21 protein-coding genes and 1 riboswitch are annotated in these 25168 nt (G+C 72.0%); of the genes, 11 read left to right on the forward strand and 10 right to left on the reverse strand.

Going from position 1 to position 25168, the window contains the following annotated elements; all coding sequences use genetic code 11:
* The first annotated feature begins 112 nt into the window (after nt 1-112).
* From ACH4MY_RS31675 to otsB, 3 genes are all read left to right on the forward strand, one after another.
* On the forward strand, nt 113-1420 hold the full coding sequence (locus tag ACH4MY_RS31675; protein ID WP_398007317.1) for an ABC transporter substrate-binding protein: 1308 nt from the start codon (nt 113-115) through the stop codon (nt 1418-1420).
* Nucleotides 1421-1432: 12 nt separating this feature from the next.
* Nucleotides 1433-1690: a DUF3263 domain-containing protein gene (locus tag ACH4MY_RS31680; RefSeq protein WP_398007319.1), complete on the forward strand. Its 258-nt coding sequence runs from the start codon at nt 1433-1435 to the stop codon at nt 1688-1690.
* A gap of 184 nt (nt 1691-1874) precedes the next feature.
* Nucleotides 1875-2717, forward strand: a complete 843-nt coding sequence (gene otsB / locus ACH4MY_RS31685; RefSeq protein ID WP_398007321.1) for a trehalose-phosphatase — start codon at nt 1875-1877, stop codon at nt 2715-2717.
* Between the two features lie 92 nt (nt 2718-2809).
* On the opposite strand, the gene ACH4MY_RS31690 is transcribed toward otsB, so the two are convergent.
* Entirely contained in the window at nt 2810-3706 is an 897-nt protein-coding gene (locus ACH4MY_RS31690; RefSeq protein WP_398007323.1) for an NAD(P)-dependent oxidoreductase, read from the reverse strand.
* Nucleotides 3707-3804: 98 nt separating this feature from the next.
* Between ACH4MY_RS31690 and ACH4MY_RS31695 the strand changes: the two genes are divergently transcribed.
* Complete coding sequence (locus ACH4MY_RS31695; RefSeq protein ID WP_398007325.1) at nt 3805-4179, forward strand: winged helix-turn-helix transcriptional regulator; 375 nt, start codon at nt 3805-3807, stop codon at nt 4177-4179.
* On the opposite strand, the gene ACH4MY_RS31700 is transcribed toward ACH4MY_RS31695, so the two are convergent.
* The 3 genes from ACH4MY_RS31700 to ACH4MY_RS31710 form a co-directional block, all read right to left on the reverse strand.
* A complete protein-coding gene (locus ACH4MY_RS31700) occupies nt 4176-5621 on the reverse strand; it encodes a trehalose-6-phosphate synthase (protein ID WP_398007327.1) in 1446 nt (481 codons plus the stop codon). The genes ACH4MY_RS31695 and ACH4MY_RS31700 overlap by 4 nt on opposite strands.
* Before the next feature lie 136 nt (nt 5622-5757).
* Nucleotides 5758-7596, reverse strand: coding sequence for a hypothetical protein (locus ACH4MY_RS31705; protein ID WP_398007329.1), 1839 nt, complete (start codon nt 7594-7596; stop codon nt 5758-5760).
* A 38-nt stretch (nt 7597-7634) separates the two neighbouring features.
* The gene (locus ACH4MY_RS31710; RefSeq protein WP_398007330.1) at nt 7635-8603 is read right to left on the reverse strand and encodes a glucosyl-3-phosphoglycerate synthase; all 969 of its coding nucleotides are present in this window, start codon (nt 8601-8603) and stop codon (nt 7635-7637) included.
* Between the two features lie 148 nt (nt 8604-8751).
* A riboswitch (SAM riboswitch) is annotated at nt 8752-8896 on the forward strand.
* Between ACH4MY_RS31710 and thrC the strand changes: the two genes are divergently transcribed.
* The 4 genes from thrC (at nt 8890) to groL (ending at nt 13090) form a co-directional block, all read left to right on the forward strand.
* The gene (gene thrC / locus ACH4MY_RS31715; protein ID WP_398007332.1) at nt 8890-10200 is read left to right on the forward strand and encodes a threonine synthase; all 1311 of its coding nucleotides are present in this window, start codon (nt 8890-8892) and stop codon (nt 10198-10200) included. Its footprint overlaps the riboswitch before it by 7 nt.
* Before the next feature lie 14 nt (nt 10201-10214).
* Complete coding sequence (locus tag ACH4MY_RS31720; RefSeq protein WP_141297765.1) at nt 10215-10490, forward strand: MoaD/ThiS family protein; 276 nt, start codon at nt 10215-10217, stop codon at nt 10488-10490.
* Nucleotides 10491-10938: 448 nt separating this feature from the next.
* On the forward strand, nt 10939-11142 hold the full coding sequence (locus ACH4MY_RS31725) for a cold-shock protein (RefSeq protein ID WP_015035246.1): 204 nt from the start codon (nt 10939-10941) through the stop codon (nt 11140-11142).
* A 319-nt stretch (nt 11143-11461) separates the two neighbouring features.
* Nucleotides 11462-13090: a chaperonin GroEL gene (groL, locus tag ACH4MY_RS31730; protein WP_189836124.1), complete on the forward strand. Its 1629-nt coding sequence runs from the start codon at nt 11462-11464 to the stop codon at nt 13088-13090.
* 238 nt (nt 13091-13328) lie between these two features.
* On the opposite strand, the gene ACH4MY_RS31735 is transcribed toward groL, so the two are convergent.
* Nucleotides 13329-15041, reverse strand: coding sequence for a hypothetical protein (locus ACH4MY_RS31735; protein WP_398007335.1), 1713 nt, complete (start codon nt 15039-15041; stop codon nt 13329-13331).
* On the reverse strand, nt 15031-16719 hold the full coding sequence (locus ACH4MY_RS31740) for a hypothetical protein (RefSeq protein ID WP_398007336.1): 1689 nt from the start codon (nt 16717-16719) through the stop codon (nt 15031-15033). The genes ACH4MY_RS31735 and ACH4MY_RS31740 overlap by 11 nt, the downstream gene beginning before the upstream one ends.
* 181 nt (nt 16720-16900) lie before the next feature.
* On the opposite strand from ACH4MY_RS31740, the gene ACH4MY_RS31745 reads away from it, so the two are divergent.
* The gene (locus ACH4MY_RS31745; RefSeq protein WP_398007338.1) at nt 16901-17371 is read left to right on the forward strand and encodes an SRPBCC domain-containing protein; all 471 of its coding nucleotides are present in this window, start codon (nt 16901-16903) and stop codon (nt 17369-17371) included.
* A 78-nt stretch (nt 17372-17449) separates the two neighbouring features.
* Here the strand turns inward: ACH4MY_RS31745 and ACH4MY_RS31750 are convergent, their stop codons facing one another.
* The gene (locus tag ACH4MY_RS31750) at nt 17450-18205 is read right to left on the reverse strand and encodes a class I SAM-dependent methyltransferase (RefSeq protein WP_398007340.1); all 756 of its coding nucleotides are present in this window, start codon (nt 18203-18205) and stop codon (nt 17450-17452) included.
* Between the two features lie 592 nt (nt 18206-18797).
* Here ACH4MY_RS31750 and ACH4MY_RS31755 point away from each other — a divergent pair.
* Entirely contained in the window at nt 18798-20102 is a 1305-nt protein-coding gene (locus ACH4MY_RS31755; protein WP_398007342.1) for a KamA family radical SAM protein, read from the forward strand.
* A 15-nt stretch (nt 20103-20117) separates the two neighbouring features.
* Here the strand turns inward: ACH4MY_RS31755 and ACH4MY_RS31760 are convergent, their stop codons facing one another.
* Nucleotides 20118-20843, reverse strand: coding sequence for a transporter substrate-binding domain-containing protein (locus ACH4MY_RS31760; protein WP_398007343.1), 726 nt, complete (start codon nt 20841-20843; stop codon nt 20118-20120).
* Between the two features lie 11 nt (nt 20844-20854).
* The gene (locus ACH4MY_RS31765) at nt 20855-21832 is read right to left on the reverse strand and encodes an oxidoreductase (RefSeq protein ID WP_398007345.1); all 978 of its coding nucleotides are present in this window, start codon (nt 21830-21832) and stop codon (nt 20855-20857) included.
* 257 nt (nt 21833-22089) lie between these two features.
* Between ACH4MY_RS31765 and ACH4MY_RS31770 the strand changes: the two genes are divergently transcribed.
* Nucleotides 22090-23589 carry an alpha/beta fold hydrolase gene (locus tag ACH4MY_RS31770; protein WP_398007347.1) on the forward strand — a complete coding sequence of 500 codons (1500 nt, stop codon included), beginning with the start codon at nt 22090-22092 and terminating at the stop codon, nt 23587-23589.
* Between the two features lie 61 nt (nt 23590-23650).
* Here the strand turns inward: ACH4MY_RS31770 and ACH4MY_RS31775 are convergent, their stop codons facing one another.
* Complete coding sequence (locus ACH4MY_RS31775; protein ID WP_398007349.1) at nt 23651-25168, reverse strand: PTS transporter subunit EIIC; 1518 nt, start codon at nt 25166-25168, stop codon at nt 23651-23653.

Genomic DNA, 25168 nt, shown 5'->3' on the forward strand with positions numbered 1-25168 from the left:
TCATGGGCCCATGGTCCCCGTGACGTTGCGGAAGTGATACCCGAGTGGTGTAGACCTCATACCCGGCCGCAGGAGAGACTTACGGCCCTGCGCAGAGCAAACGTGCGGCTCGATGCAGCTCAACGACGAGCAAAAGGTGGATGAAGCCGTGGAGCGGCGACGATTCCTTGGACTGACCGCGGCCGCCGCCGCACTCGGACTGACCGCCACGGTCGCCGGCTGCGGCTCCCTCGGGGGCGACTCCGGCGACGTGACCCTCAGACTGGTCGCCGCCGACTACGACCTCACCGGTGGCGACACCACCAAGAAGTACTGGACCGACCTCGTCGCCGCCTTCGAGGCCGAGCACCCCGGCGTCAAGGTCGAGGTGCAGATCGAGTCCTGGGACGACGTCGACCGCAAGGTCGCCGAGATGGTCAAGGCCGACAAGGCCCCCGACATCGCGCAGATCGGCGCCTACGCCGACTACGCGGCCGCCGGTGAGCTCTACGCCGCCGACGAGCTCCTCTCCATACCCGTCCAGGCCAACTTCCTCGCCCCGCTCGTCGCCGCGGGCGAGCACAAGCGGACCCAGTACGGCCTGCCGTTCGTCGCCTCCACGCGCCCGCTCTTCTACAACCAGACCCTCTTCGACGACGCCGGCGTCGAGGCCCCCACCACCTGGGACGAGCTCGCGGCCGCCGCCGAGAAGCTGAAGGACAACGGTGTCCGTACCCCGTTCGCCCTGCCGCTCGGCCCCGAGGAGGCCCAGGCCGAGGCCCTGATGTGGATGCTCGCGGGCGGCGGCGGCTGGACCGACGGCACCGACCACTACGCCGTCGACTCCGACGCCAACATCAAGACCTTCGACTGGCTCAAGAAGAACCTGGTCTCCAAGGGCCTCACCGGGCCCGTCGCCCCCGGCAAGCTCAACCGCAAGGCCGCCTTCGCCGCCTTCGCGAGCGGCGAGGTCGGCATGCTCAACGGCCACCCCTCGCTCCTCAAGGAGGCCGCCAAGAAGGGCGTCAAGGTCGGGCAGGTGCCGCTCCCCGGCGTCGACGGCCAGGCCAAGGCCGCCATGGGCGTCGCCGACTGGATCATGGGCTTCAAGCAGAACGGTCACCGCAAGGAGATCGGCGACTTCCTCAACTTCGCCTTCAGCGACGAGAACGTCCTGAAGTTCGCCGGCGACAACGACCTCCTGCCGGTCACCGTCAGCGCCTCCACCCGTATGGAGACCGAGCCCGAGCACGCCAACCTGCGCGTCTTCCTCAAGACGCTCCCGGACAGCCAGCTCCCGCCGGTCGGCAAGACGTCCTGGGCGAAGGTCAGCGAGAACGTCAAGCAGAACATCGGCAAGGCCGTCACCCCGGCCGGGCGCCCCGCCGAGGTCCTGGGCTCGATCGGGCGGGCGGCCACGGCGGCGGAGAACGCCGAGTAATAGGTTGGTCGTATGACCGAAGAGCAGGACGTGGCAGTCGACGAGGGCGGGCTCGGGGAGCGCGAGCAGGCCCTCCTCGCCGTCGAGCGCCGCTCCTGGCCCGGCCCCGGCGCCAAGGAACGAGCGGTCCGCGAGCGCCTCGGGCTCTCCCCGACCCGCTACTACCAGCTCCTCAACGCCCTCCTCGACGATCCGCGCGCCCTCGCCCACGACCCGGTGACGGTGAACCGGCTCCGCCGGGTGCGGGAGGAGAGGCAGCGGCGACGCTGAGGCCGGGGCCCGGGCCTCACGGAGGCCGGTCCGGGGCCGCGGCCGATCCGGACCAGGCGGGTCCGGACCAGGCGGGTCCGGGCCGGCCGGTCGGGGCCGCGGTCGGACGCCCGGGGACGGTGTTCTCCTCGTCGTCTCGTTCGTGCCCCTGACGCGGGCGCCCCGCGTCGGTAGGGTCGTGAGCATGGTCAGCAGCCTCCCGCACCCGACCACCTCCGCCGGCCGCGACGGTCTGGCCGCGCTTCTCGCGCGGCCCGAGAAGGCCGTCGTCGCCCTCGACTTCGACGGCACCCTCGCCGAGATCGTCCCCGACCCCGAACGGGCCCGCGCCCACCACGGGGCCGTCGAGGCGCTCGCCGCCCTCGCCCCCGAGGTCGCCTCGATCGCCGTCGTGACCGGCCGCCCCGCCGGGGTAGCCGTCCGCTACGGCGGCTTCGCCGGTGTCCCCGGTCTGGAGCACCTGGTCGTCCTCGGCCACTACGGAGCCGAACGCTGGGACGCCGTCACCGGCACCGTCCGGGCCGCCGCCCCGCACCCGGGCGTGGCCTCCGTCCGCGCCGAACTCCCCGGCTTCCTCGACCGGGCCGGCGCCTGGCCGGGCGTCTGGATCGAGGAGAAGGGCCGCGCGGTCGCCGTCCACACCCGCCGCGCGCTCGACCCCGAGGCGGCCTTCGAGGCGCTGAAGGGCCCCCTGGGCGACCTCGCCACCCACCACGGCCTCGTCCTGGAACCCGGCCGCATGGTCCTGGAGCTGCGGCCCCCGGGCATGGACAAGGGTGTCGCGCTCGCGGAGTACCTGCGCGAGGTGGATGCCGGGTCCGTGCTCTACGCGGGCGACGACCTGGGCGATCTCCCCGCCTTCGCCGCCGTCGAGAAGCTCCGCTCGGACGGCACCCCGGGCCTGCTGGTCTGCAGCGGCTCCACCGAGGTCCCGGAGCTCGCCGAACGCGCCGATCTGGCGGTGGCGGGCCCGCCGGAGGTGGTGGACCTCCTCGCGGCGCTCGCGCGGGCGGTACGGGAGAGCTGAGCGGGTCCACACCTCGCGCGGTACGGGAGGGCCGACCGCGTCCGTACCCCGTGCCGGTCGTTCCGCGTGACCGTCGGCCGGTCCGTACCCCGTCAGCCCTTGCGTACGAGCAGGTCCACCAGGCCCGTCAGGTCCTCCTCGCCGTCGCCCACGGCGAGCCGTCGGCGCATCAGCTCGAAGTACGGCCGGATCAGCTCCGGGCTGACGCCCTGCTCCTCGGCGGTGGCCAGGAAGGTCGGGGTGCCGGCCACCTGCATCGCCAGGTCGGACACCACGTCCTTGGTGTAGTCGCCGCTGTTCAGCCGCCGGGCGGTGCCGTGCACGGACGGGGCCATCGCGGTGAGCCAGCCGGCGAGGAGCGGGGCGAAGGCGACGGGGTCGATGTCCTCCTCGCGGATCAGGGCGAAGGCGTGCGCCGCTCCCGCGAACATCCCGTACATGGCGCTGAGCAGGGCCACGTCGTGGAGGGCCGCGAATCCCGCGTCCTCGCCGACGTAGGTCGTGCCCGCGGGGACGGCCAGGGTCTCCCGGTGCTCCTCGAACAGCTCCCGCGAGCCGCTGTAGAAGACGTAGCCGCCGGCCTCCGGGACTCCGATCATCGGCGGGACGGCCATGATGCCGCCGTCCAGGTACCGGGCGCCGCGTTCCTCGGCCCACGCGGCGCGGGCGCGAGCCCGGGCGGGCGTGCCGGTGACGAGGTCGACCAGGTCCTTGCCGGTCAGGTCGGCGCCGGCGAGGGTCTCCTCGACCGAGGCGTCGTCGAGGAGGCAGACGACGACGAGCGTGCTCGCCGCGACGGCCTCGGCGGCGCTGCCGGCCGTCTTCGCGCCCTCGGCGGCGAGCGGCAGGGCGCGGGCGGGGGTGCGGTTCCAGACGGTGAGCGGGTGGCCGGCGGCGAGCCAGGTGCGGGCCAGGGCGGTGCCCATCGCACCGAGGCCGAGGAGGGTGAGGGGGGTGAGGGCGGTCTGTGCCGAAGGGGTCGTCGTCATGCCCCTTAGGCTGGTTCCAGGGCCCGGAGGTGATCAAGTACGCACTTCGGAGTGGGTGGTTACCCCGGGGGAAGCCAGCAGGTCGGAAGGGTGGGGGCATGGCGACGCTGAACCGGCCCGACGAGCCGGACGGACACGTCTGTGGGATCGACACCACGATGGAGGTCATCGGCGGCAAGTGGAAGGTGCTCATCCTGTGGGCGCTCGACCAGCAGCCGTACCGCCGGTTCGGGGAGCTGCGCAGGCTCGTCCCGGGCATCACGGAGAAGGTGCTCGCCTCGCATCTGCGGGAGATGGAGGCGGACGGCATCGTGCACCGCGCCTCGTACGACGAGGTGCCGCCGCGCGTCGAGTACTCGCTGACCGAGGACGGCGTCCGGCTCAACGCGGCCCTCGAACCGCTGGCCGCGTGGGGGCGGGAACGGGCGGGCGCCCGGGCCGCCGGGGCCGGCCGGCGCCCGCCGGTCGTCTAGCCCTCCTCCCGCAGGGCCTCCAGCTGGTTCAGGAACCAGCGCTGCGGGGGCAGGGCCGTCGCCGCCGCAGCGAGCCGCTTCGAGCGGTCGGCGCGTTCGGCCGCCGGCATGGACAGGGCGGTGTGGAGGGCCTCGGCGGTCTGCGACACGTCGTAGGGGTTCACCGTGAGCGCGTCCTCCCGCAGCTCCTCGTACGCGCCCGCGCCGGTCGACAGGACGAGCGCGCAGCCCGCCTCCGAGACCACCGGTATCTCCTTGGCGACGAGGTTCATGCCGTCGCGCACCGGGTTCACCAGGGCCACGTCGGCGAGGCGGTAGGCGGCGAGGGACCGGGTGAAGTCGTCCTCCACGGAGACGACGACCGGCTGCCAGTCGGCCGTGCCGAACTCGGCGTTGATCTCCTCGGCCAGTTCCACCACCGAGGCCGTGTACTCCCGGTACGAGGCCAGGTCCTGCCGGGAGGGGTACGCCGAGGCCAGATGAACCACCCGGTCGTGCCACTCGGGGTGGGTGGTGAGCAGCTCGCGGTAGGCGAGGAGGCCGCGCAGGATGTTCTTCGACAGCTCCGTGCGGTCGACGCGGACGATGGTCTTCCGGCCGCCGGCCTCCTCGCGGAGCCGGGCCAGCCGCTCGTCCACCTCGGGGCGGTACGCGAGGGCCCGCAGCTCGTCGCCGTCGACGCCGAGGGGGTACGCCCTGACCCGGGTGCGGCCCTTCCCGACGCCGTGGCGGCGCCACCTCACCCCGTGCCAGGGGTCACCGCTCGGCCACACGCCCTCGGCCACGCCGGTCGCGTCGTCCCGCTGGGAGCAGCAGCCGATGAAGTACGACGCCCATCCCCAGGTGTGGAAACCCAGCTCGTCCGCGCCGAGCATGCCCCACAGCAGCTCCTCGACGATGTCGTCCGGCACCATCCGCAGGTACTCGGAGGACACCCACGGCGTGTGGGTGAAGTGCCCGATCCGCAGGTCCGGGCGGAGCTCCCGCAGCATTCCGGGGACCAGCGCCAGGTGGTAGTCCTGCACCAGGACCGCCGCGCCCTCGTCCGCCTCGGCGGCGAGCGTCTCGGCGAAGGCGCGGTTGTAGGCGCGGTACGCCTCCCAGTGGCGCCGGAACTCCGCGTCGAAGACGGGCTCGCGCGGGATGTCGTACAGATGGTGGTGGAGGAACCACAGCACCGAGTTCGCGATGCCGTTGTAGGCGTCGGCGTACACCTCGGGGTCGATGTCCAGCATGCGTACGCCCGGCTCGCCGGTTCCGCGCCGGACGGCTTCCCGGTCGCCCGCGCCGAGCGCCGCGCACACCCACAGGCTGTCCTGCGGGGAGATGGCGCTCAGCCCGGAGATCAGGCCGCCGCCGCCCCTGCGGGCGTAGAGCTCACCGTCCTCGCCGAGCACGTACGAGACGGGGCCTCGATTGGATGCCACAAGAACAGAAGCCATGGGGCGAACCTAGCCCGTCCCGTAAACGCTCAAACGTACGTATACAAGACGGGCTGATCCGGCCACGGAGGGTCAGCGGCGGGGCGGTGGGGGTCGGCGGGAGGTCGGCGAAGGGGCAGTGGGGGTCAGCGGGGCATCAGGGCTCGCGCCGGCCGCGCATCGCCGCCTTCGCGACCAGGCCCGTCGCCGCGAGGGCGAGTCCGAGCGCGCCGAGGAGCCACAGCCGCTCGCCGTTGTTGCCGGTCTCGGCCATCGAGCCGCTGTTCCCGCTGTTCCCTCGGGGTCCGGGGGCCGGGGGAGCGGGAGGGGCCTCGGCGAAGGCCGGGGTCGGGTCCGCCGGGGTGGGAGTCGGCGTGGGGGTGGGGGTCGGCGTGGGGGTGGGGGTCGGCGTGGGGTCCGCCGGGGTCGGCGTCGGCGTCGGCGTCGGGGTGGGGGTCGGCTTCGGCTGAGGCCTGTCGAGCACCGGCGTCACCTCGCAGGCCGGGTCCTCGCTGCCGTTTCCGCAGGTGGAGCGGGGTGTCTCCACCACCACCCTGGTGCGGAGCCGTCCGTCGCCGGTCGCCGGGTTCTTGATCTTCACCGAGTAGGTGACGGTCGCCGTCTTCCCGGCCGGGACGGTCCCCACGTACCCGATCTTCCGTGCTGTGGAGGTGGCCCTGCCCAGGTTGGTCCTGACGTCCCCGTTGTAGGTGGCGTCGTCGAGGATTCCGGTGAGGTCGTCGCCGAACGTCAGGTTCGGGTAGTCGAGGCCGCTGATGTTCTTCGCGGTGATCGTGTACGTGAGGGTGTCGCCCGGCTTCACCGTGCGGGAGCTCGCCGTCTTGGTGATCTCCAGGTCCGGGACCGGTACGGAGAAGGCGAGGGAGGAGGCCACGTAGGTGTCGCCGCGGGTGGAGAAAGTCAGATCGGCCGAGGTCGCGCCCTGGGGGACGGCCCCGTCGGGGATCTCGAAGGTCTTGGCGTCGATGCTCAGGTTGTCGACGAGCCCGGGGGCGACGGCGCCGTCGTCCTCGCCGACGAAGAAGTTGCCGGCGTTGCCGGTGTGGGCCCCGGTGACGTTCTCGCCGTCGACGAGGAAGGTGTCGCCGGGAGTGTTCCGGTCGCCCTCGTACGCCGTGACACCGGCCCGCGCCGTGCCGCCGCCGCGGCGGAAGCCGTCCACGGTGATCGTGGTGGCGGGCGAGGCCGACCGCTGGAGGACATGGCCGCCGTACACGTACACGTTCCGCCGCACGGGGGCGCGGACCGGGTCGGGGCCGGGGAACCTGTGGACGACGGTCAGGGACCAGCCCGCCACGCAGCCCTTGCCGTCGGGCGCCCAGATGTTGCCCACCGCCACCCGCGCGTCCGTCCCCGTGACGCCCGCGAAGGCGGCCGTGACGTCCGACTCGCCCGTGTAGTAGTGCGGGCCGTTGGTGTCGGCCGGGTCGGCGACCATGCTGTCGATCGAGACGGGGGTCGCCGCGCCCGCGCCGACCTTGATCACCGGGGTGGTGGTCGTCGGGTCGCCCGGCGAGGTCCCGGCATCCGTGCCGGAGATGTCGCAGCGCTTCAGCCGCGCTCCGCTCGGCCCCGTGTACGTGCCGTCGTTGCCGCCCCAGAAGAGCCGGGCGTACGCGACCTCGGCGCCCTCCGGGATCTTCACGTGGCCGGTGCTGGAGCCGAAGTCGACCGTCCCGCCGGTGGCCGTGCCCGCGGCGTCGAGGCGCTGCATCACGAAGGTGTTGTTGTCGTCCGAGCCCTGGCCGCTCGCCGCGGTCGCACAGCGGGCGGCCAGGTCGGCCGGGGCGGCCGGGCAGCCCATGACCGTGTTGCCGATGGTCGTGAAGTCCCCGTACAGCGATGCGTCGTACCGCTTGCCGAAGGGCTCGACCACGTCCGCCGCGGCCGGTCCCGCCGTGGTGAACGCGAGCGAGCCCGCCGTCAGTCCGATGACCGCGAGCACCCTGCCCAGGTGATGTTGTCTGAAGCGCATAAAAGGGCAATGTATGCAAAACGGATCATCATGGGGCGTTACGCCACGCGGCGGCGCGCGTACTCCACGATTTCGGCCATCGGCGGCCGTTCCTCCGTGTCCACCGCGTACGTCCGCGGCTCGAAGCCCTTCTCGCCCCGCTCGAACTGGGTCAGCCGCGGCCGCACCAGATGCCCCCGCGAGAGGCGCAGCTGCGCCGTCCGGTAGATCGCCGCCGCCATCCGGCCGAGCGCCAGCCCGTCCTGGTGCCGGTGCTTGCGGACCCCGACGTCCACCTGGGCGAGCGCGTCCAGGCCCACGGTGTGCAGCGCGTCCACGAGCAGTCCCAGCTCCACTCCGTAACCGACCGGGAAGGGCAGCCGTTCGAGCAGCGACCGGCGCGCCGCGTACTCGCCGCCGAGCGGCTGAACGAAACCGGCCAGCTGCGGCCAGTGCAGATTCAGCAGCGGACGCGCCACCAGCTCCGTCACCCGGCCGCCCTGACCCGCGGTCTTTCCGCCGGTGAGCCCGTTGAACTCGGGGCCGAAGGGCCGGTCGTACATCGCCTTGACGAAGTCGACGTCCGGTTCGGTCAGCAGCGGGCCCACGATCCCCGTCACGAAGTCCGCGGAGAAGTCCCGCAGATCCGCGTCCACGAAGCAGATGATGTCCCCGCTGGTCACCATCAGTGACCGCCAGAGGACCTCGCCCTTGCCCGGCACGGCCGGTATCCGGGGGAGTATCGCGTCCCGCGCGACCACCCGGGCTCCGGCCGCCGCCGAGACCTCCGCCGTGCGGTCCGTGGAGCCCGAGTCGATGACGACCAGCTCGTCGACGAGCGGCACCGCCTCCGACATCAGCTCGCGCCGGATCACGGTGACGATGTCCCCGACCGTCGCCTCCTCGTTCAGCGCGGGCAGCACCACGCTGACCCTCGTCGAACGCTTCGCGGCGAGGATCCGCTCCAGCGGTCGATCCGTCACGGACCAGGACCGCCGGTCCAGCCAGCGCTCCACCTCTTCCAGCACGTGATCTCCATCTCGCGGTTCGGACGGCCGGTCCAAGCGTCCGGGCCTTCGGTTACAGTCTTGAACAACGCGGATGCCCGATGCACGTCGGGGTGCCGACCGCGTCGGAGCGCAGGAACGAAGTTCACCGCGCTTCACAATCGAATACCGCTCATCCAGAGGGGCAGAGGGAAACGGCCCGTTGAAGCCCCGGCAACCCTCCAGTCGGTTACTCGTCCTCCAGCGAGGTCCCCGACTCGGGAAGGTGCCAAATCCGTCGCATGGCGAAAAATTCGTCATGCGAAAGATGAGGAGAAAGGGCCTCGCCTCCATGGCTGTTCAGACTGTTACCCCCGCGACCACCGTCGACCTCGGACCCGCGTCCGGTCTTTCCTGTCGCGAATGCGGTGAATTCTTCCCGCTCGGCCCGATCTTCGCCTGTGAACTCTGTTTCGGACCGCTCGAAGTCGCCTACGAGCTCCCCACCGGTGACCCCGAGGCGCTGCGCAAGCAGATCGAGGCCGGCCCCGCCAACATCTGGCGCTACGCCCCCCTGCTGCCCGTCCCGGCCGACGTCGCCGAGAAGCCGAACCTGAACCCGGGCTGGACCAAGCTCGTCCAGGCCGACAACCTCGCCCGCGAGATCGGTGTCGCCCCCGGCAAGCTCTTCGTCAAGGACGACTCCGGCAACCCGACCCACTCCTTCAAGGACCGGGTCGTCGCCCAGGCCATCGAGGCCGCCCGCGCCTTCGGCTTCACCACCCTCTCCTGCTCCTCCACCGGCAACCTGGCCGGCGCCGTCGGCGCCGCCGCCGCCCGCGCCGGCTTCCGCTCCTGCGTGTTCATCCCGCACGACCTGGAGCAGGGCAAGGTCGTCATGGCCGGTGTCTACGGTGGTGACCTCGTCGCCATCGAGGGCAACTACGACGATGTGAACCGCTTCTGCTCGGAGCTCATCGGCGACCCGCTCGGCGAGGGCTGGGGCTTCGTCAACGTCAACCTCCGCCCGTACTACGGCGAGGGCTCCAAGACGCTGGCGTACGAGATCTGCGAGCAGCTCGGCTGGGTCATCCCCGACCAGCTGGTCATCCCGATCGCCTCCGGCTCCCAGCTCACCAAGATCGACAAGGGCCTCCAGGAGCTCATCAAGCTGGGCCTCGTCGAGGACAAGCCGTACAAGATCTTCGGCGCCCAGGCCGAGGGCTGCTCCCCGGTCTCCGTCGCCTTCAAGGCCGGCCACGACGTCGTCCGCCCGCAGAAGCCGAACACGATCGCCAAGTCGCTCGCGATCGGCAACCCGGCCGACGGCCCGTACGTCCTCGACATCGCCCGCCGCACCGGCGGCGCCGTGGAGGACGTGAACGACGAGCAGGTCGTGGACGCCATCAAGCTGCTCGCGCAGACCGAGGGCATCTTCGCCGAGACCGCGGGCGGTGTGACCGTCGGCGTCGCGAAGAAGCTCGTCGAGAACGGGCTGATCGACCCGAACCTCACCACTGTCGTCCTCAACACCGGCGACGGACTCAAGACCCTGGACGCGGTGGCCGACACCTCTCAGGCGACCGTCACCATCCGCCCGAGCCTCGACGCGTTCCGCGACGCCGGCCTGGCCCTCTGAAAGGTTACGAAGACATGGCCGTGAACGTCCGCATCCCCACCATCCTCCGCACCTACACGGGCGGGCAGTCCGAGGTCCCGGCGGAGGGCGCGACCCTCGCCGAGGTCATCGCCGACCTGGAGAAGAACCACACGGGCATCGCCGCCCGCGTCCTGGACGACCAGGGCAAGCTGCGCCGCTTCGTCAACGTCTACGTGAACGACGACGACGTGCGCTTCGAGCAGGGTCTGGAGACGGCCACCCCGGCCGGCGCCGGCGTCTCGATCATCCCGGCCGTCGCCGGAGGCTGAGCGCCGGGCAGGGTGCCGGCGGGGGAGTCGATCCTCCGCCGCACCTTCCGCCCCACCGCTTGTCCCGTCTTTCTTGAATTGCCCCTTCCGCGTCTATAAGCGGAGGGGGCAATTCTGCATGGTTGAGCGCGGTAGAGTTGGGGAAGTCCCCTCCGCTGCTCATGCCGGACGCATATGAGAATGCGTCCCCGCGCGACAAGAAGCAGCCAAAGTGCGTGTGCGATGTGTACCCTCTGCACGCTTTGCCGGGCCCGACTTGCCCCGTGATTCAAGGGATTCTCCCCAATTCGCCTTTCCGCGACGCCCAGAATTCTCGCTCGATTGACCTGTTGCAGAGGGCAGTTGGGCAGATACATTCAGCGGCGGTCGACGCGTTCCGGCGCAGGGTCTGACCCGGGTCCGCGAAGTGCGGTCCCGCGCAAGGGCCACAGTAATAGGGGAGTTAGGCATGGCTCAGGGCACCGTCAAGTGGTTCAACGCGGAGAAGGGCTACGGCTTCATCGCGGTCGACGGTGGTGCGGATGTTTTCGTCCACTACAGCGCGATCCAGATGGATGGCTACCGCAGCCTCGAAGAAGGACAGCGAGTCGAGTTCGAGATCTCGCAGGGCCAGAAGGGTCCGCAGGCGGACATGGTCAAGCTCGCCGTCTGAGCGCGGCGCGATCGGCCACCGACGCAACGCCGTCGAGGGGCCCGCATCCCTGAGGGGAAGCGGGCCCCTCACGCGTTCCCGCGCCCCCTCACGCCCCTCCGTCCACCTCCCGAAACTCGAGAGTCGCTTGCACTCTCCTAGGGCGAGTGCTAATCATTGGCGTTAGCACTCGGAAGGTGAGAGTGCTACGAGGATCGGGCAGACGAGGCCGCCGGCCGGGTGGGGCAAGGAACCACGCGGAGCTGCGGAGGCCGTCCGTCGCGGGCGTCGGCGCGGTCCTGGAGCGTTATCCACCCCATGTCCGGGAGGACCACTTCACATGGCCAAGATCATCGCGTTCGACGAGGAGGCCCGGCGCGGTCTCGAGCGCGGCATGAACCAGCTCGCTGACGCCGTCAAGGTCACCCTCGGCCCCAAGGGTCGCAACGTCGTCCTCGAGAAGAAGTGGGGCGCCCCCACGATCACCAACGATGGTGTCTCCATCGCCAAGGAGATCGAGCTCGAGGACCCGTACGAGAAGATCGGCGCCGAGCTGGTCAAGGAAGTCGCCAAGAAGACGGACGACGTCGCCGGCGACGGTACGACCACCGCCACCGTTCTCGCCCAGGCGCTCGTCCGCGAGGGTCTGCGCAACGTGGCCGCCGGTGCCAACCCGATGGCCCTCAAGCGCGGTATCGAGAAGGCCGTCGAGGCCGTCTCCGGCGCCCTGCTCGAGCAGGCGAAGGATGTCGAGACCAAGGAGCAGATCGCTTCGACGGCCTCCATCTCCGCCGCCGACACCCAGATCGGCGAGCTCATCGCCGAGGCGATGGACAAGGTCGGCAAGGAAGGCGTCATCACCGTCGAGGAGTCCCAGACCTTCGGTCTGGAGCTGGAGCTCACCGAGGGCATGCGCTTCGACAAGGGCTACATCTCGGCGTACTTCGCCACCGACATGGAGCGCATGGAGTCGTCGCTCGACGACCCGTACCTCCTCATCGTCAACTCCAAGATCTCCTCGGTGAAGGACCTGCTCCCGCTCCTGGAGAAGGTCATGCAGTCGGGCAAGCCCCTGCTGATCATCGCCGAGGACGTCGAGGGCGAGGCCCTGTCGACCCTGGTCGTCAACAAGATCCGCGGCACCTTCAAGTCCGTCGCGGTCAAGGCCCCGGGCTTCGGCGACCGTCGTAAGGCCATGCTGAACGACATCGCCATCCTCACCGGCGGCACGGTCATCTCCGAGGAGGTCGGCCTGAAGCTGGAGAACGCGGGCCTCGACCTGCTGGGCCGCGCCCGCAAGGTCGTCATCACCAAGGACGAGACCACCATCGTCGACGGTGCCGGTGACAGCGAGCAGGTCGCCGGTCGCGTGAACCAGATCCGCGCCGAGATCGAGAACTCGGACAGCGACTACGACCGCGAGAAGCTGCAGGAGCGCCTGGCGAAGCTCGCCGGCGGTGTTGCGGTCATCAAGGCCGGCGCCGCGACCGAGGTCGAGCTCAAGGAGCGCAAGCACCGCATCGAGGACGCCGTTCGCAACGCGAAGGCGGCCGTCGAGGAGGGCATCGTCGCCGGCGGCGGCGTGGCCCTGCTCCAGGCTTCCTCGGTCTTCGAGAAGCTCGAGGCCGACCTCGCGGGCGACGAGGCCACGGGCGCGAACATCGTGAAGCTGGCCCTTGAGGCCCCGCTGAAGCAGATCGCGGTCAACGCCGGCCTCGAGGGCGGCGTCGTGGCGGAGAAGGTCCGCAACCTGCCCGTCGGTCACGGTCTGAACGCCGCGACCAACGAGTACGTCGACCTCATCGCCGAGGGCATCATCGACCCGGCGAAGGTCACGCGCTCCGCGCTGCAGAACGCCGCGTCGATCGCCGCGCTGTTCCTCACCACCGAGGCCGTCATCGCCGACAAGCCGGAGAAGGCGTCCGCGCCGGCCGGCGGCGGCATGCCGGGCGGTGACATGGACTTCTGATCCTCCGGGATCGGTGGTTCATCGCGGAAGGCGCGAGCCGAACGCGAGACGACGAACGAGGGCGGCACCCCCACCGGGGTGCCGCCCTCGGGCGTTGTCGGGAGCCGGCCACTCCCTCCGACCGGGCGGGCCGGTCGGAGGGGTCGGTCGGAGGGGTCGATCAGGCGGGCCGGTCGGAGGGGCCGGTCAAGCGAGCCGGTCAAGTGAGCCGGTCAGGCGAGCCGGTCAAGCCGGTCGATCAGCGCACGTCGACGTAGTCGGCCCACGGGACCGGCGCGTGGAAGTGCGTGGAGTCCCCGTAGTAGCGCAGGCGCCAGGTGCCGTCGGCGGTCGCCTTCGCCTTGAGCGTGATCTTTCCGTTGGCGGCGGAGCGCCCGGTGGCGACCTGACGCCAGGTCGTCGAGCCCTTGGCCTGGAACTGCAGGGCCACGGCCCCGTTCCCGTACGCCCGCCACGCCCCGCTCGTGTGGTGCTGGAGCGTGCCGGTCGCGGTGACGTACGCGCCCTTGCGGACCGGCTCGGGACCGGCGTTCATGCCGATGATCCGGGCCTCGGTGCGGACGAGGCGGAAGGTGGCGCTGACGGCCTCGGCGAAGGCGTCGGACTGCGGGTGCCGCAGCCGGTACCAGCCGCCCCGGCTCGTGGCCGCGACCGTCGTGGGGTAGGAGTTGTCCGCCATGGCGGAGCCGACCTTCCGCCAGCCGGTCTGGCCGTCGGCCGAGACCTCCAGGTAGACCGCCTGCCCGCTGGTGTAGGCCGTGCGGTCGTAGGTGGCGCGCAGCGTGCCGGTGGCGGTCACCCTGCCCTCGTTCGACAGGGCGCGGGAGCCGAGGACGATCCTCGCCTCCTGCGGCATCGCGAGGGGACCGCTCACCCCGCTGTCGAAGCGCTGGTACGGGTCGACAGGGACGGCCGCCCAGCCGGAGACGTACAGCCCAGGGAGGGCGGGGATCTTCGCGGTGAAGCGTCCGTCGGCGTCGGTCGTGACGACCTTGGCGAAGGCGGCGTCGACCGAGTACGCCGAGCCGGGTCCGACGCGGACCTGCTGGCCCGCGACGGGCGCGTTGCCGTTCTGCGGATCGGTCATCCGGCCGGTGACGGTGGCCGCCTGGCCGGGCAGGACCCGGAGCCGGTCGGCGCTCGCCTTCACGGTCACGACGTGCGGGCGGTACTCGTAGAGGGAGTGCCGGTACGAGACGCTGCCGTGCACCTCGTCGCTCTCCTCGGCGTAGGCGACCCGGAACTCGTCGCCCGGCCTGACGTCCGGGTAGGCCTCGCCGGTGAAGGTGCCCGTCTCCGTGGTGACGGGCGACTGCACAGGGCTCTCCAGGGGGGTGATCCGCTGGATGTCGACGGCACGGCCGGCGAGCGGCACGACGTCCCCCGAGCCGGGCTGGACCCCGGTCAGGGTGCCGCCGGGGATCGTGGTGCGGTCGTCCCAGCCGGGGGCGGTGAGGCCGAATCCCAGCTGCGGCTTGAGGGTGAAGTCCAGGACGCCGGCGTCGGTACGGGTGTGGGTGTTCCCCCGCGAGTCGGTGGCCGTGACGTCGATGGCGTACCGGCCGAGGGCGGGCATCGTGCCGCCGTCCTCGGCCAGCTTCAGGGGGTCGGTGAGTCCGAAGCGCCCCTTCATCCACGGGTATTCGGGGACCGAGGGGAGCTCGGCGACGACGGTGTCGCCCTTGCGGAGCGTCGCGGAGACCGTCGCGACCGTGACACCGGGGGTGTCGGTCCAGGCGCTCACCTGGAAGTTCCCGCGCTGGTAGGAGTCGGTGACGGCGGGGCCGATGCCGATCGGGGACGGGGTGTCGGCGGCCGCCGGAGCCGCGGCGGCGCCGAGGAGGAGCCCCGCGGCGAGGGCGGTGGCGAGTCCCGTCGCGAGCGGGGTGGTGAGGGCCGTGGCCAGGGGCCTCGCGAGCGGGGCGGAGGCCCGGCGGAGGTCAGCGCGCATCGATGTACTTCGCCTTCGTCTCGCTGTAGAAGTAGCCGGTGGCCGTCTGCTTCACCAGCGCCCAGGAACCGTCGCCGTAGTTGGTGGCGCGGAAGCTGAACGTGCCGTTGGCGCCGGTCGTGACGTTCCGGGTCACCCAGTACCACTGCGAGTCGTTCTTGGGCTTGAACAGGAGGGTGACCTTGGCGCCCTTGAGGGGCTTCCAGGTGCCGCCGGTCTGCTGCTGGAGAGTGCCGGAGACGGTCATCTTGGAATTCGCGTACGGCCGGGTGGGGCTGATGGCGAACGCGGAGAACCGGGTCGGGACGCGGCCGAGCCGGACACCGCCGGTGGACCTGTTGACGATCCGGTCCGACTCGTAGTGGTGCAGCCGGTAGAGCGCGTTGACGTGGGCCCGGGCGGAGACGTCGAAGGGGCAGTAGCCGGAGAAGCCGCCGCCCGCCCTGACGTTGGCCAGGTTGCGCCAGGTGCGGCCGTTGTCGACGGAGGACTGGAGGTAGACGGGCTCGTCGGAGCAGGAGCCTTGGGTCGTCATCCGGCCGCTGCCCCGGACCCTGCCGTACTCGTCGAGGGAGATGCGCCAGTCGGTGTACGAGAACGGCTGGGGGACCGTGATGGCCCCCTCGTCGTAGGCACGGGACGCGTAGTACACCGAGGGCACCAGCGAGGTGTACACCTGGGTGGCGTGTGCGGCGCGCGCCGGGTAGGAGAAGGTGCCGTCGGCCGCCGAGCTGCTGCTGCCCATGAGCCCGTAGAACGACAGGGACGAACGGGACGGCTCGGAGGACGTGGTGATGAGCGGCGCGCCCGCGTACGGCTTCCAGCCGTCCGGGGTCAGCCGCTCCACACGGCCGGAGACGGTGACGTTCGTGCCCGCCTGGACGCGCCACTTGTCGAGCGTGGCGCTGATCCGGTACGTGACCTTGTCCAGCCCGACCCCGGGGACGCGCGTGGCGAGCCCGGGCGCCGTGTCGGCGGCCGGCGCGACGACGGTCGCGGTGCCGCTCCTGATCTCGGCGTTCGGCGTGAACGGCAGCGAGAAGGTGCCGTTCGCGCCGGTGGTCGCCGTGCCCGTCAGCTCCTTCCACTGGTCCGTGTAGGTGCTGAGGCTGACCTTGACGGTGGTTCCCGCGCGGGCGGGCGTCACGGTGCCGGTGACCGGGTCCCAGGTGGTGGCCGTACCGGAGAGGACGACCTTCCGGTCGGTGAGGCTCGTGGTCTTCCGGTCGAAGGAGACCTGGGAGACCCCGGTGTGCAGCTTGTGGACGTACGAGCCGCCGGTCCACCGCTGGACGGTGCCGCCGGGCTGCCGGTACTCGACGAGGACCGGGTAGGTGCCGTACGGGGTGCCCTCGGGCAGTCGGGGCGCCGTGTCGGTGGTGTACCCGTAGGGCAGGCCGGTGTCCGTGTCGCCGGTCTGCCAGCTCAGGGCGTCGGTCGAGGCGAGCACGGCGGCGCCGGGGGCGGTGGAGGCCAGCACGCTGACCTTGATCCACAGTGGGTTGCCGGCGATCTGGACGCCGAGCCTGGCGTCGTCGGTGGTGTAGGTGGCGGACACGTCGGCCGCGTGGGCGGCCGGGGCGTGTACGAGGGCGGGCACGGTGATGCCCGCGGAGAGAACGAATACGGCTGCGGCACGCACGAGGGCGTGCGGGAGCCTGCGCGTGGAGCGCGGCAAAGGGGACCCCCCACAGGTCTGAAGACGGCGGCTGCGCCATGGTCGGGGCGGCCGCGTGGCAGAACTGTAGCGCTCCCGGTGTTGAACGTGTTCACTTATTCGGCCGGAAGTGCGTGGGCGGGAGCGGCGGGGGGATCCTGGAAGAGTCCCGGAAGGGCCCCTTTCGTGAAGGGAACGGACCATGGTCACCCTCCTGACGACGCCGGCCGACCGCGAGCTGGTCATCACCCGCACCTTCGACGTCCCGCCGGCCCTCGTCTGGGAGGCGTGGACGGTCCCCGAGCACGTACGGGAGTGGTACGGCGCGTCCGGGCTGACCACGACCGTCGTCGACATCGACCTGCGGACGGGCGGCGCCTGGCGCTGGGGCCAGGCCGCTCCGGACGGCCAGGAGATCGTCTTCTCCGGCGAGTACGAGGACGTCGTCCCGGTCGAGCGGCTCGACTACACGGAGGTCTTCGAGCAGATGCCGGACGGCGAACCGGTCCGCGTCATCCTCACGTTCGACGCGACACCGGAGGGCGGCACGGCCCTGACCAGCACGTCCTTCTGGCCCTCGAACGAGATCCGCGACCAGGCGCTCGCGGCGGGCATGGAGGCGGGGGTGCGGGAGCAGTACGACCGGCTGGCGGAGCACCTGAAGACGATGTAGCCCGGGGGCGAGTGGCTCCGCCGGTGCCGCCGGTGGCGGCTCCGCCCCGGGTCGGCGGCGTCGCCGGTGCCGCCGGTGTCAGCGGCGGAAGAGGCCCGTCCAGAGGAAGGACTCGCCGAAGGCGGGGGAATCGGCGGACTCGTCGCGCATGCGCCGGAGTTCGATCTCTGTCAGGTCCTGGAAGAGGGCCCTGAGGGAGGCGTCCGTGTACGCGAGACCGCCGTCCAGCCTTCCCTGCCGGTAGAGGTCGGCGTCCGGGAGCTCGGAGCCCATGCCGCCCTCCCCGGCGGCGAAGGCGGTGAGCGCGAAGTGCCCCCCGGGCGCGAGGAGTCGGTCGAGGAGCGCGAGGTGGCTGACGCGGCGGTGCGGCGGCAGATGGTGGAAGCAGCCGGAGTCGTAGACGAGGTCGTACGGGCCCTCCAGGGCGGTGCCGGGCGCGAAGGCGTTCCCGCAGACGAACCGGACCCCGGTCGCCCCGGCCTCCCGGGCGCGTTCCTCCGCCCAGCGGATCGCGGTGGCGGAGAGGTCGACGGCGTCCACCCGGTAGCCGAGCGACGCGAGGTACAGGGCGTTCCGCCCGGGCCCGCACCCGAGGTCGAGGACCCGCCCGCCGGCCGGGAGCAGGCCCCGCTCGACGTACGACACGAGGTTCTCGTCGGGCTTGGCGACGAAGAACGGGACGGGCTTGTCCCGGTCGGCGTAGAAGCCGTCCCACCAGTCGGCGCCACTGTCGGTCCCGCTGTCCGTCCAGCGATCGGCGCCGGGCGCGAAGAGCCTGTCGAGCAGGGTGAGGACGTCGTCGATCGTGCGGATGCCGCGGTCGTTCCGATCCATGTGGATCTCCCCTCCGAATTGCTTCCAGAATAGAGGTCGGAGGGGTAAAAGCCCAGGTCAGAGGTGGTGTGCTGAGGTGTCGTACGGGGCCCTCGCGGCCCCTCGCGCGCGCCGTGAGGGCCGGTGAGGGGCTCGGCGCCGGATCCGCCGGAAGGCCGCCTCCACGGCCGGGAACGGGCCTTCCCGGCCGCCGTCCAGGCCTCTTTCCGGAAGGGTTCCAAGGGGCCTGGACGGCTACTCGCCCGGTCCACGGGGGCACCCGCACGGACCCGCCCCGAGCGCCCCGAGCCCCCTCGCGAGCCGCAGGAAAGGCGTCAACCTGACAGGCGCCCCGCCGCCACGCGGCGGCCGAAAGGCCCAGGGTGCGAACCGGGTCGTATCGGTCCGGACCGGGCGACCTCTCGGCGCGGCGCTGTCCGGTACGTGCCGCGGGCGATTGGCCGGACTCCCGGGTTGCCCCCGCCCCGGGCCACCGCTAGCGCCATTGGCGGCCCGGGCCGCGCTCCCCATCATCGTCCGGAGGTGCGTGCCGCACCGACCCCCGGGAGGCAACGACCGTGCAGACGACCGACGTTCCGATGGCGGGGCACGGGTGAACGTCTTCACCGGTCACCGCCTCGGCAGACTCATCGCCGACCGCACCGGGCAGCCCGCCCTCGCCCACGACGCCGACGTCGTCGGCCGAGTGCTGCCCTTCAGGGTCACGGCCCACGTCGCCGACGAACTCGTCGACTGGTCACGCGCCCCCGACGACCCCCTCTACCGGCTCTCCATGCCCCACCGTGACCTGCTCGCCCCCGCGGACTTCGCCGCCGTCGAACAGACCCTGCGGGACGGAGACCGGGACCGATTACGGCTCGTCGTCGACGGCCTGCGCGAACGGCTCGACCCGCACCCGGCCGGCCGGGACGGCGCGGGCGTCCGGCGCACGTACCCGGACACACTGCTCGTCCTCCCCGCCCACGGCCGCACCTGCCCCACCCACTGCGCGTCCTGCTTCCGCTGGCCCCGCTTCACCGGCGACCCGGCGCGCCGACGGACGGACGGCGGACCCGAGGCCATGGCCGCGTATCTGGCCCGGCGCCCGGAGATCACCGACGTCGTCCTCGGCGGCGAGGACCCGCTCGCCATGGGGACCGCACAGCTCGACGCGTACGTCTCAGCGCTCCTCGACCGTCCCCACGTACGGACGATCCGCATCGACACGAGGGCGGTGACCCACTCCCCGGAACGCTTCCTCGCCGAAGCCGACGCCCCCGACGGGGCCACCGCCGACGGCCTCCTCCGCGTCCTCGAACGGATCGTCGGGGCCGGCCGTGATCTCTCCCTGCTCCTGCACGTCTCCCACCCCCGGGAACTCGACCCGGAACCGACCCGCCGAGCCGTCGGCAGGCTGCTCGCCACAGGTGCGGCGCTGCGTACGCGGTCCCCGGTCCTCCGGAACGTCAACGACGACGCCGGAGTCTGGGCCCGGATGTGGCGGGAACAGGCCGGACTGGGTCTCGTCCCGTACCGCATGCTCGTCGAGCGCGGCGCGGGCGCGCGCCGTTGCTTCCGTCTGCCGCTGGCCACGGTCCTGGCCATCCACGCGGAGGCGGTACGGCGGGTCCAGGGGTTCGCGCCGACAGCGGGGAGCCCGGTGGGCGTCCCGGTGAGCGGCCCGGTGATGTCCACGGAGCTGGGCCCGCTCGCCGTCGACGGGATCGTCCGGCTCCGGCCCGGCCCCGCCTTCGCCCTCCGCGCGCTCCGGGCCCGCGATCCCGCCCTGGCCGGCACCGTGGCGTACGCCCGCTTCGACCCGGCGGCGAGATGGTGGGACGAGCTCGTCCCGTACGGGCCCCGGGACCGGATCCTGATCCCGGGGGAGCCGCTGACGCCGGCGGACGTGGTGGGCTGAGGCCGCCCAGGAGAGTCAGGCGGACGGGGCGAGCAGCCCGGCGTCCTGCCCGGCACGGCGGAGGGAGTCCGCGACGAAGCCGTTCGCCTTCAGCTCCTCGACGGTGGCACGGAGGAAGGCGACGGTCTCCGGCGCGCGGGTCACCGTCGTACCGACGGCCTGCGGGATCTCCATGAACCGGCCCTCGATCAGACGGACTTCGGGGTGAGCGGCGGCGTACGCGGTCATCGGCTGGCGGATGCCCGCGCCCGCCTCAAGACCCTCGGCCCGGAACGTGTCCACGCCCTCGTCCCCGCGCACGACCGTCGCGTGCGCGAGGGACCGGGACAGGAACAGGTCGTACGCGGAACCCTGCTTGACCCCGATCCGGACGCCGGGCGCGTCCACGTCCTCGACGGTGGCGAGGGCGGAGCCCTGCGGGACGGCGTACACCCCCTCGATGACGACGTACGGGGCGGTGAACGCGACCTCCTTCTCCCGCGCCGGATCCACGGCGAGGAAACAGAGATCGGCCCGGCCGTCCGCCATCGCCTCGAACGACTTCCGCGCCGCGTCGAAGCACAGCAGCTCGACCGGCACCCCGAGCCGCGCCCCGATCTCCCGCGCCAGATCCACGGTGATCCCGGACGGGGCCTCGGGGGTGCCCTGCGCGAGCACCGGGTTCCCGAGGTTCACGGAGGCACGGAGGGTGCCGGTGGGGGCGAGGTCGGCGGCGAGAGCGGAGCTCGGAGTGATCGTCATGAGGACGGAGTCTAGGCAGGCTCGCGGCGGTGCAGTTCGTTCAGGAGGGAGAGGTCGTCGTCGGTGAGCCGGAGCGCACCGGCGGCGACGTTGGCGGCGAGGTGGGCGGGGTCGCCGGTGCCGGGGATGGCGAGCAGATGCGGACCCTGGTGGAGGGTCCAGGCGATCCGGATCTGGGCGGGACTCGCGTCGTGGGCCTCGGCGACGGCGAGGACCTCGGGGCTCTCGGGGGCGGTGGCTCCGCCCTGGCGGCCGGCGGCGGCGATGGCGTAGAAGGGCACGAAGGCGATGCCCTGCTCGCCGCAGTGCCGCACGAAGTCCTCGTACTCGGGGCGGACCCCGATCCCGTACATGTTCTGCACGCAGACGACGGGGGCGATGGCCTGCGCCTCGGCGAGCTGGTCGGGGGTGATGTTGGAGACGCCGAGATGGCGGACGAGGCCGGCCTCGCGGAGCTCGGCGAGGGCGCCGAAGCGGTCGGCGATCGAATCGGTGCCGACGATACGGAGGTTGACCACGTCGAGGTGGTCGCGGCCGAGCTGGCGGAGGTTCTCCTCGACCTGACCGCGCAGGGCCTGCGGGGTCCGGGCGTGCTCGCTCCAGGCACCGGTCGTGTCACGCGCGGGGCCGACCTTGGTGGCGATGAGGAGGTCGTCGGGGTAGGGACCGCCGAGGGCGCTGCGGATCAGCTCGTTGGCGGAACGCAGCGGGGAGAAGTAGAAGGCGGCGGTGTCGATGTGGTTGACGCCGAGGTCGACGGCCTTGCGCAGCACGGCGATCGCCTCGTCGCGGTCGCGCGGGACGGCGTCCTCGACGAGGGCCTCGCCGCGCTGCGGCAGCCGCATGGCGCCGAATCCGACGCGGTTGACGGTGAGGTCACCGAGGGTCCAGGTGCCGGAGGCGGCGGAGGGGGAGGGGGAGGTGGATGCGGCGCTGGCGGCGGGGGTGCCGGTTTCTTTGGTGCTGGTCTCGCTTGTGGTGACGGTCATGCCGGGGATGATCTCCCAGGGGTGGGGGAGGCGCCATCGGATATGGGATTCCGGTTAGGGGCGGGGGCGGGGGCGGAGTCGGGGTCGGGTCGGGGGCGGGGCCGAGAGCGGTGGAGCACCTGGGAGACGCCCGCCCCGAGCAGCGCCCGCCGCCTACTGGGCCTCCAACGCCGCCCACCCGCAAGGGGGTTGCCCCCACCCCCGACCCGCGTGCCTGCCGGATGGGCCGGCCCGTCCGCTTTCGCGAGGCTGTGCCCATGACGACGAACCGTGGTCGCAAGACCCTGCTGCTCACCCTCTCCGCCGCCGCCGTGGCCGGGCTCGCCCTCACCGGCGGTGGGGTCGCCCCCGCCGCTGCCGCCGGGCTCACCTGGGGCGACTGCGACCCCAAGGTGAAGCCCCTGCCCGGGCAGCGGTGCGCCGAGCTCTCCGTACCCCTCGACTACGCCGATCCCGACGGGGAGCAGATCCGGCTCGCCGTCTCCCGCCTTCCGAGCACGCGGCCCGACGCGCGGCGCGGCACGCTCATGGTGATCCCCGGCGGGCCCGGCAGTTCCGGTGTGCAGCGGCTCTCGCAGAAGGGGGCCGCCCTGGCGAACGAGATGAACGGGGCCTACGACCTGGTCGCCTTCGACCCGCGTGGCATCGGCGGCTCCGCGAAGGCCCGGTGCGGGCTCGCCGAGGACGACCGGTGGCTCGTGACCCTGCGCTCCTGGCCCGGTGCGGACGGGCGGATCGACGAGAACATCGCCCGGTCCAAGCGGATCGCCGAGGCCTGCGCCCGCAACGGGGGCGCGATGCTGCGCGGGCTGACCACCGCCAATCAGGTGCGCGATCTCGATCGGCTGCGCCAGGCGCTCGGCGAGCGGAAGCTGTCCGCCTGGGCGGTCTCCTACGGGACCTACGTGGCCGCCGTATACGCCGAGAAGTTTCCCGGGCGCACCGATCGCTGGGTTCTCGACAGCAGCAACGACCCCGATCCCAAGCGGGTCGCCCGGGGCTGGCTGGAAGGTATGGCGCGGGGCGCCGAGGACCGCTTCCCCGACTTCGCCGCCTGGGCGGCGCACCCGGACCGGGCTGAGGACGGGCTGCGGCTCGCCCCACGGGCGGAGGACGTACGGCCCCTGGTGCTCGGTCTCGCCGCCCGGCTCGACCGTGAGCCGCACCCGTCGAACACGCCGGGCGTGCCCCTGACGGGGGCGATGCTGCTCCAGGCCCTCCAGCAGGCGCTCTACTCCGACAACTCCTTCGAGCCCCTCGCCCGGCTGGTCTCGGCCGCGCTCGATCCGAACGGCGAGCCCGTGCTGCCGCCCGAGCTCGCGGGCCCGATGCCCGACGAGGCCGCCGCCGTCAGCGTGGGCGTCATCTGCAACGACGTCGACTGGCCCCGGGCGTCCGTACGGAGCTTCGAGCGGGCGGTCGCCGCCGACCGGGTGCGGCGCCCGCTGACGGGGGGCTTCCCGGTGAACGTCACACCGTGTGCGTACTGGAAGGGCGGGGCCGTCGAGAAGCCGGCCCGTATCACCGACCGGGGACCGTCCGACATCCTCATGATCCAGAACCTGCGGGACCCCTCCACCCCGTACTCCATGGGTCTGCGGATGCGCGCGGCCCTCGGTGAGCGGGCGCGACTCGTCTCCGTCGACCACGGCGGGCACGGCGTCTACCTGGGCAACGGGAACGCGTGCGGGGACCGGGCGGTGACCCGCTTCCTGACGGAGGGCGTGCGGCCGGCCGAGGACGTCCTCTGCAAGTAGCCGGGACGGGGAAGGGCCCGGTCGGAACCTTCCGACCGGGCCCTTCCCCGTACGCGATGCGTCAGACCTTGGCCGGCTCCGGCTCGGTCTCCGGGTTCCTCGGCGGCGTGCCGCCGCCCGTCGCCACCGTCACCTCCGCCGCCTCCGTCTCCGTGTCCACGTTGAACTCCTCCAGGAGCTCCTTGCTGAAGCCCCAGAAGTACGTGGCCACGAACCCGGCCAGGTAGCCGACGAGCAGCCCGCCCGCGTAGATCGCGATCGTCCCGCCCAGGCCGTTGTTGCCGTCGAGGAGCGGGAACAGCGCCCAGCCGGACGGGCCGATCGCCGTCGAGCCGACCTTGTCGCCCAGCATGTTGAAGAAGCCGACGAACGCGCCTCCGGCCGCGCCGCCCACGCAGGCCGTGACGAACGGGCGGCCCAGCGGCAGCGAGACGCCGTAGATCAGGGGCTCGCCGACGCCCAGGAAGCCGGCCGGGAGGGCGGACTTGATGGTGCGGCGGATCGAGCCGTTGCGCGGGAGCTTCAGGTAGACGGCCATGGCCGCGCCGACCTGGCCGGCGCCCGCCATCGCGAGGATGGGGAGGAGGACCGTGAAGCCCTGCTGCTCGATGAGCGTGGTGTGGATCGGGATGAGCGCCTGGTGCAGGCCCAGCATGACGAGCGGGAGGAAGAGCCCGCCGAGTACGAGACCGGCTCCGGCTCCGGCGTTCGCGAGGAGCCAGTTGGCGAAGTCGCCGATGGCCTGTGAGATCTCACCGGCCACGAACATGAGGCCGAAGATGGTGACGAGGCCCGAGATGAGCACGGTGAGGGTGGGGGTGACGAGGACGTCCAGGGCCTCCGGCACCCAGCGGCGGCACCACTTCTCCACGTACACCGCGAGGATCGCCGCGCCGAGCGCGCCGAGCACACCGCCCTGGCCGGGGGAGAGGGTCTGGCCGAAGGCGTCGATCTTGGCGACGCCGGGGAAGACGATGATCGCGGCGACCGCACCGCCGAGGATCGCCGTACCGCCGAACTCCTTCGCCGTGTTGTAGCCGACGAAGACCGCGATCAGGGCCATGAAGCCGCTGGCCATCGCCGCGAGGGCGGGGGTGACGCCGGGCAGCCAGCCGAGGTTGATCAGCAGGCCGTTGAGGCCGGCGATGATGCCGCAGCCGATGAGCGCGGGGATCAGCGGGACGAAGATGTTCGCGATCCGGCGGAGGAAGAGCTTGAACGGGGTGGCGTTCTTCGCCTTCCGCGCCGCCTTGAGAGCCGCGCCCTGGGCCGCCAGGTCGTCCGCGTCGTGCGCCGCCGCCGTGGGGGCCGGCTTCGGGGCCGCCGCCACCAGGGCTTCGAGCTCCGGGGTCACCCGGGCGACGGTGCCCGGGCCGAGGACGATCTGGTACGTGTCGTCCTCCACCACACCCATCACGGAGGGCAGGGCCTTGAGGGCCTCGTCCCGGACCAGCGAGCGGTCGCGCAGTCCCAGCCGGAGGCGGGTCATGCAGTGGGCGACGGAGGAGATGTTCTCGGCGCCGCCGACGAGGGGGAGGATCGCGGCGGCGATGGCGCGGTTCTTGTCGTCTGTGCTCAT

The sequence above is a fragment of the Streptomyces sp. NPDC017246 genome (genome assembly GCF_044331325.1).
GTDB lineage: Bacteria > Actinomycetota > Actinomycetes > Streptomycetales > Streptomycetaceae > Streptomyces.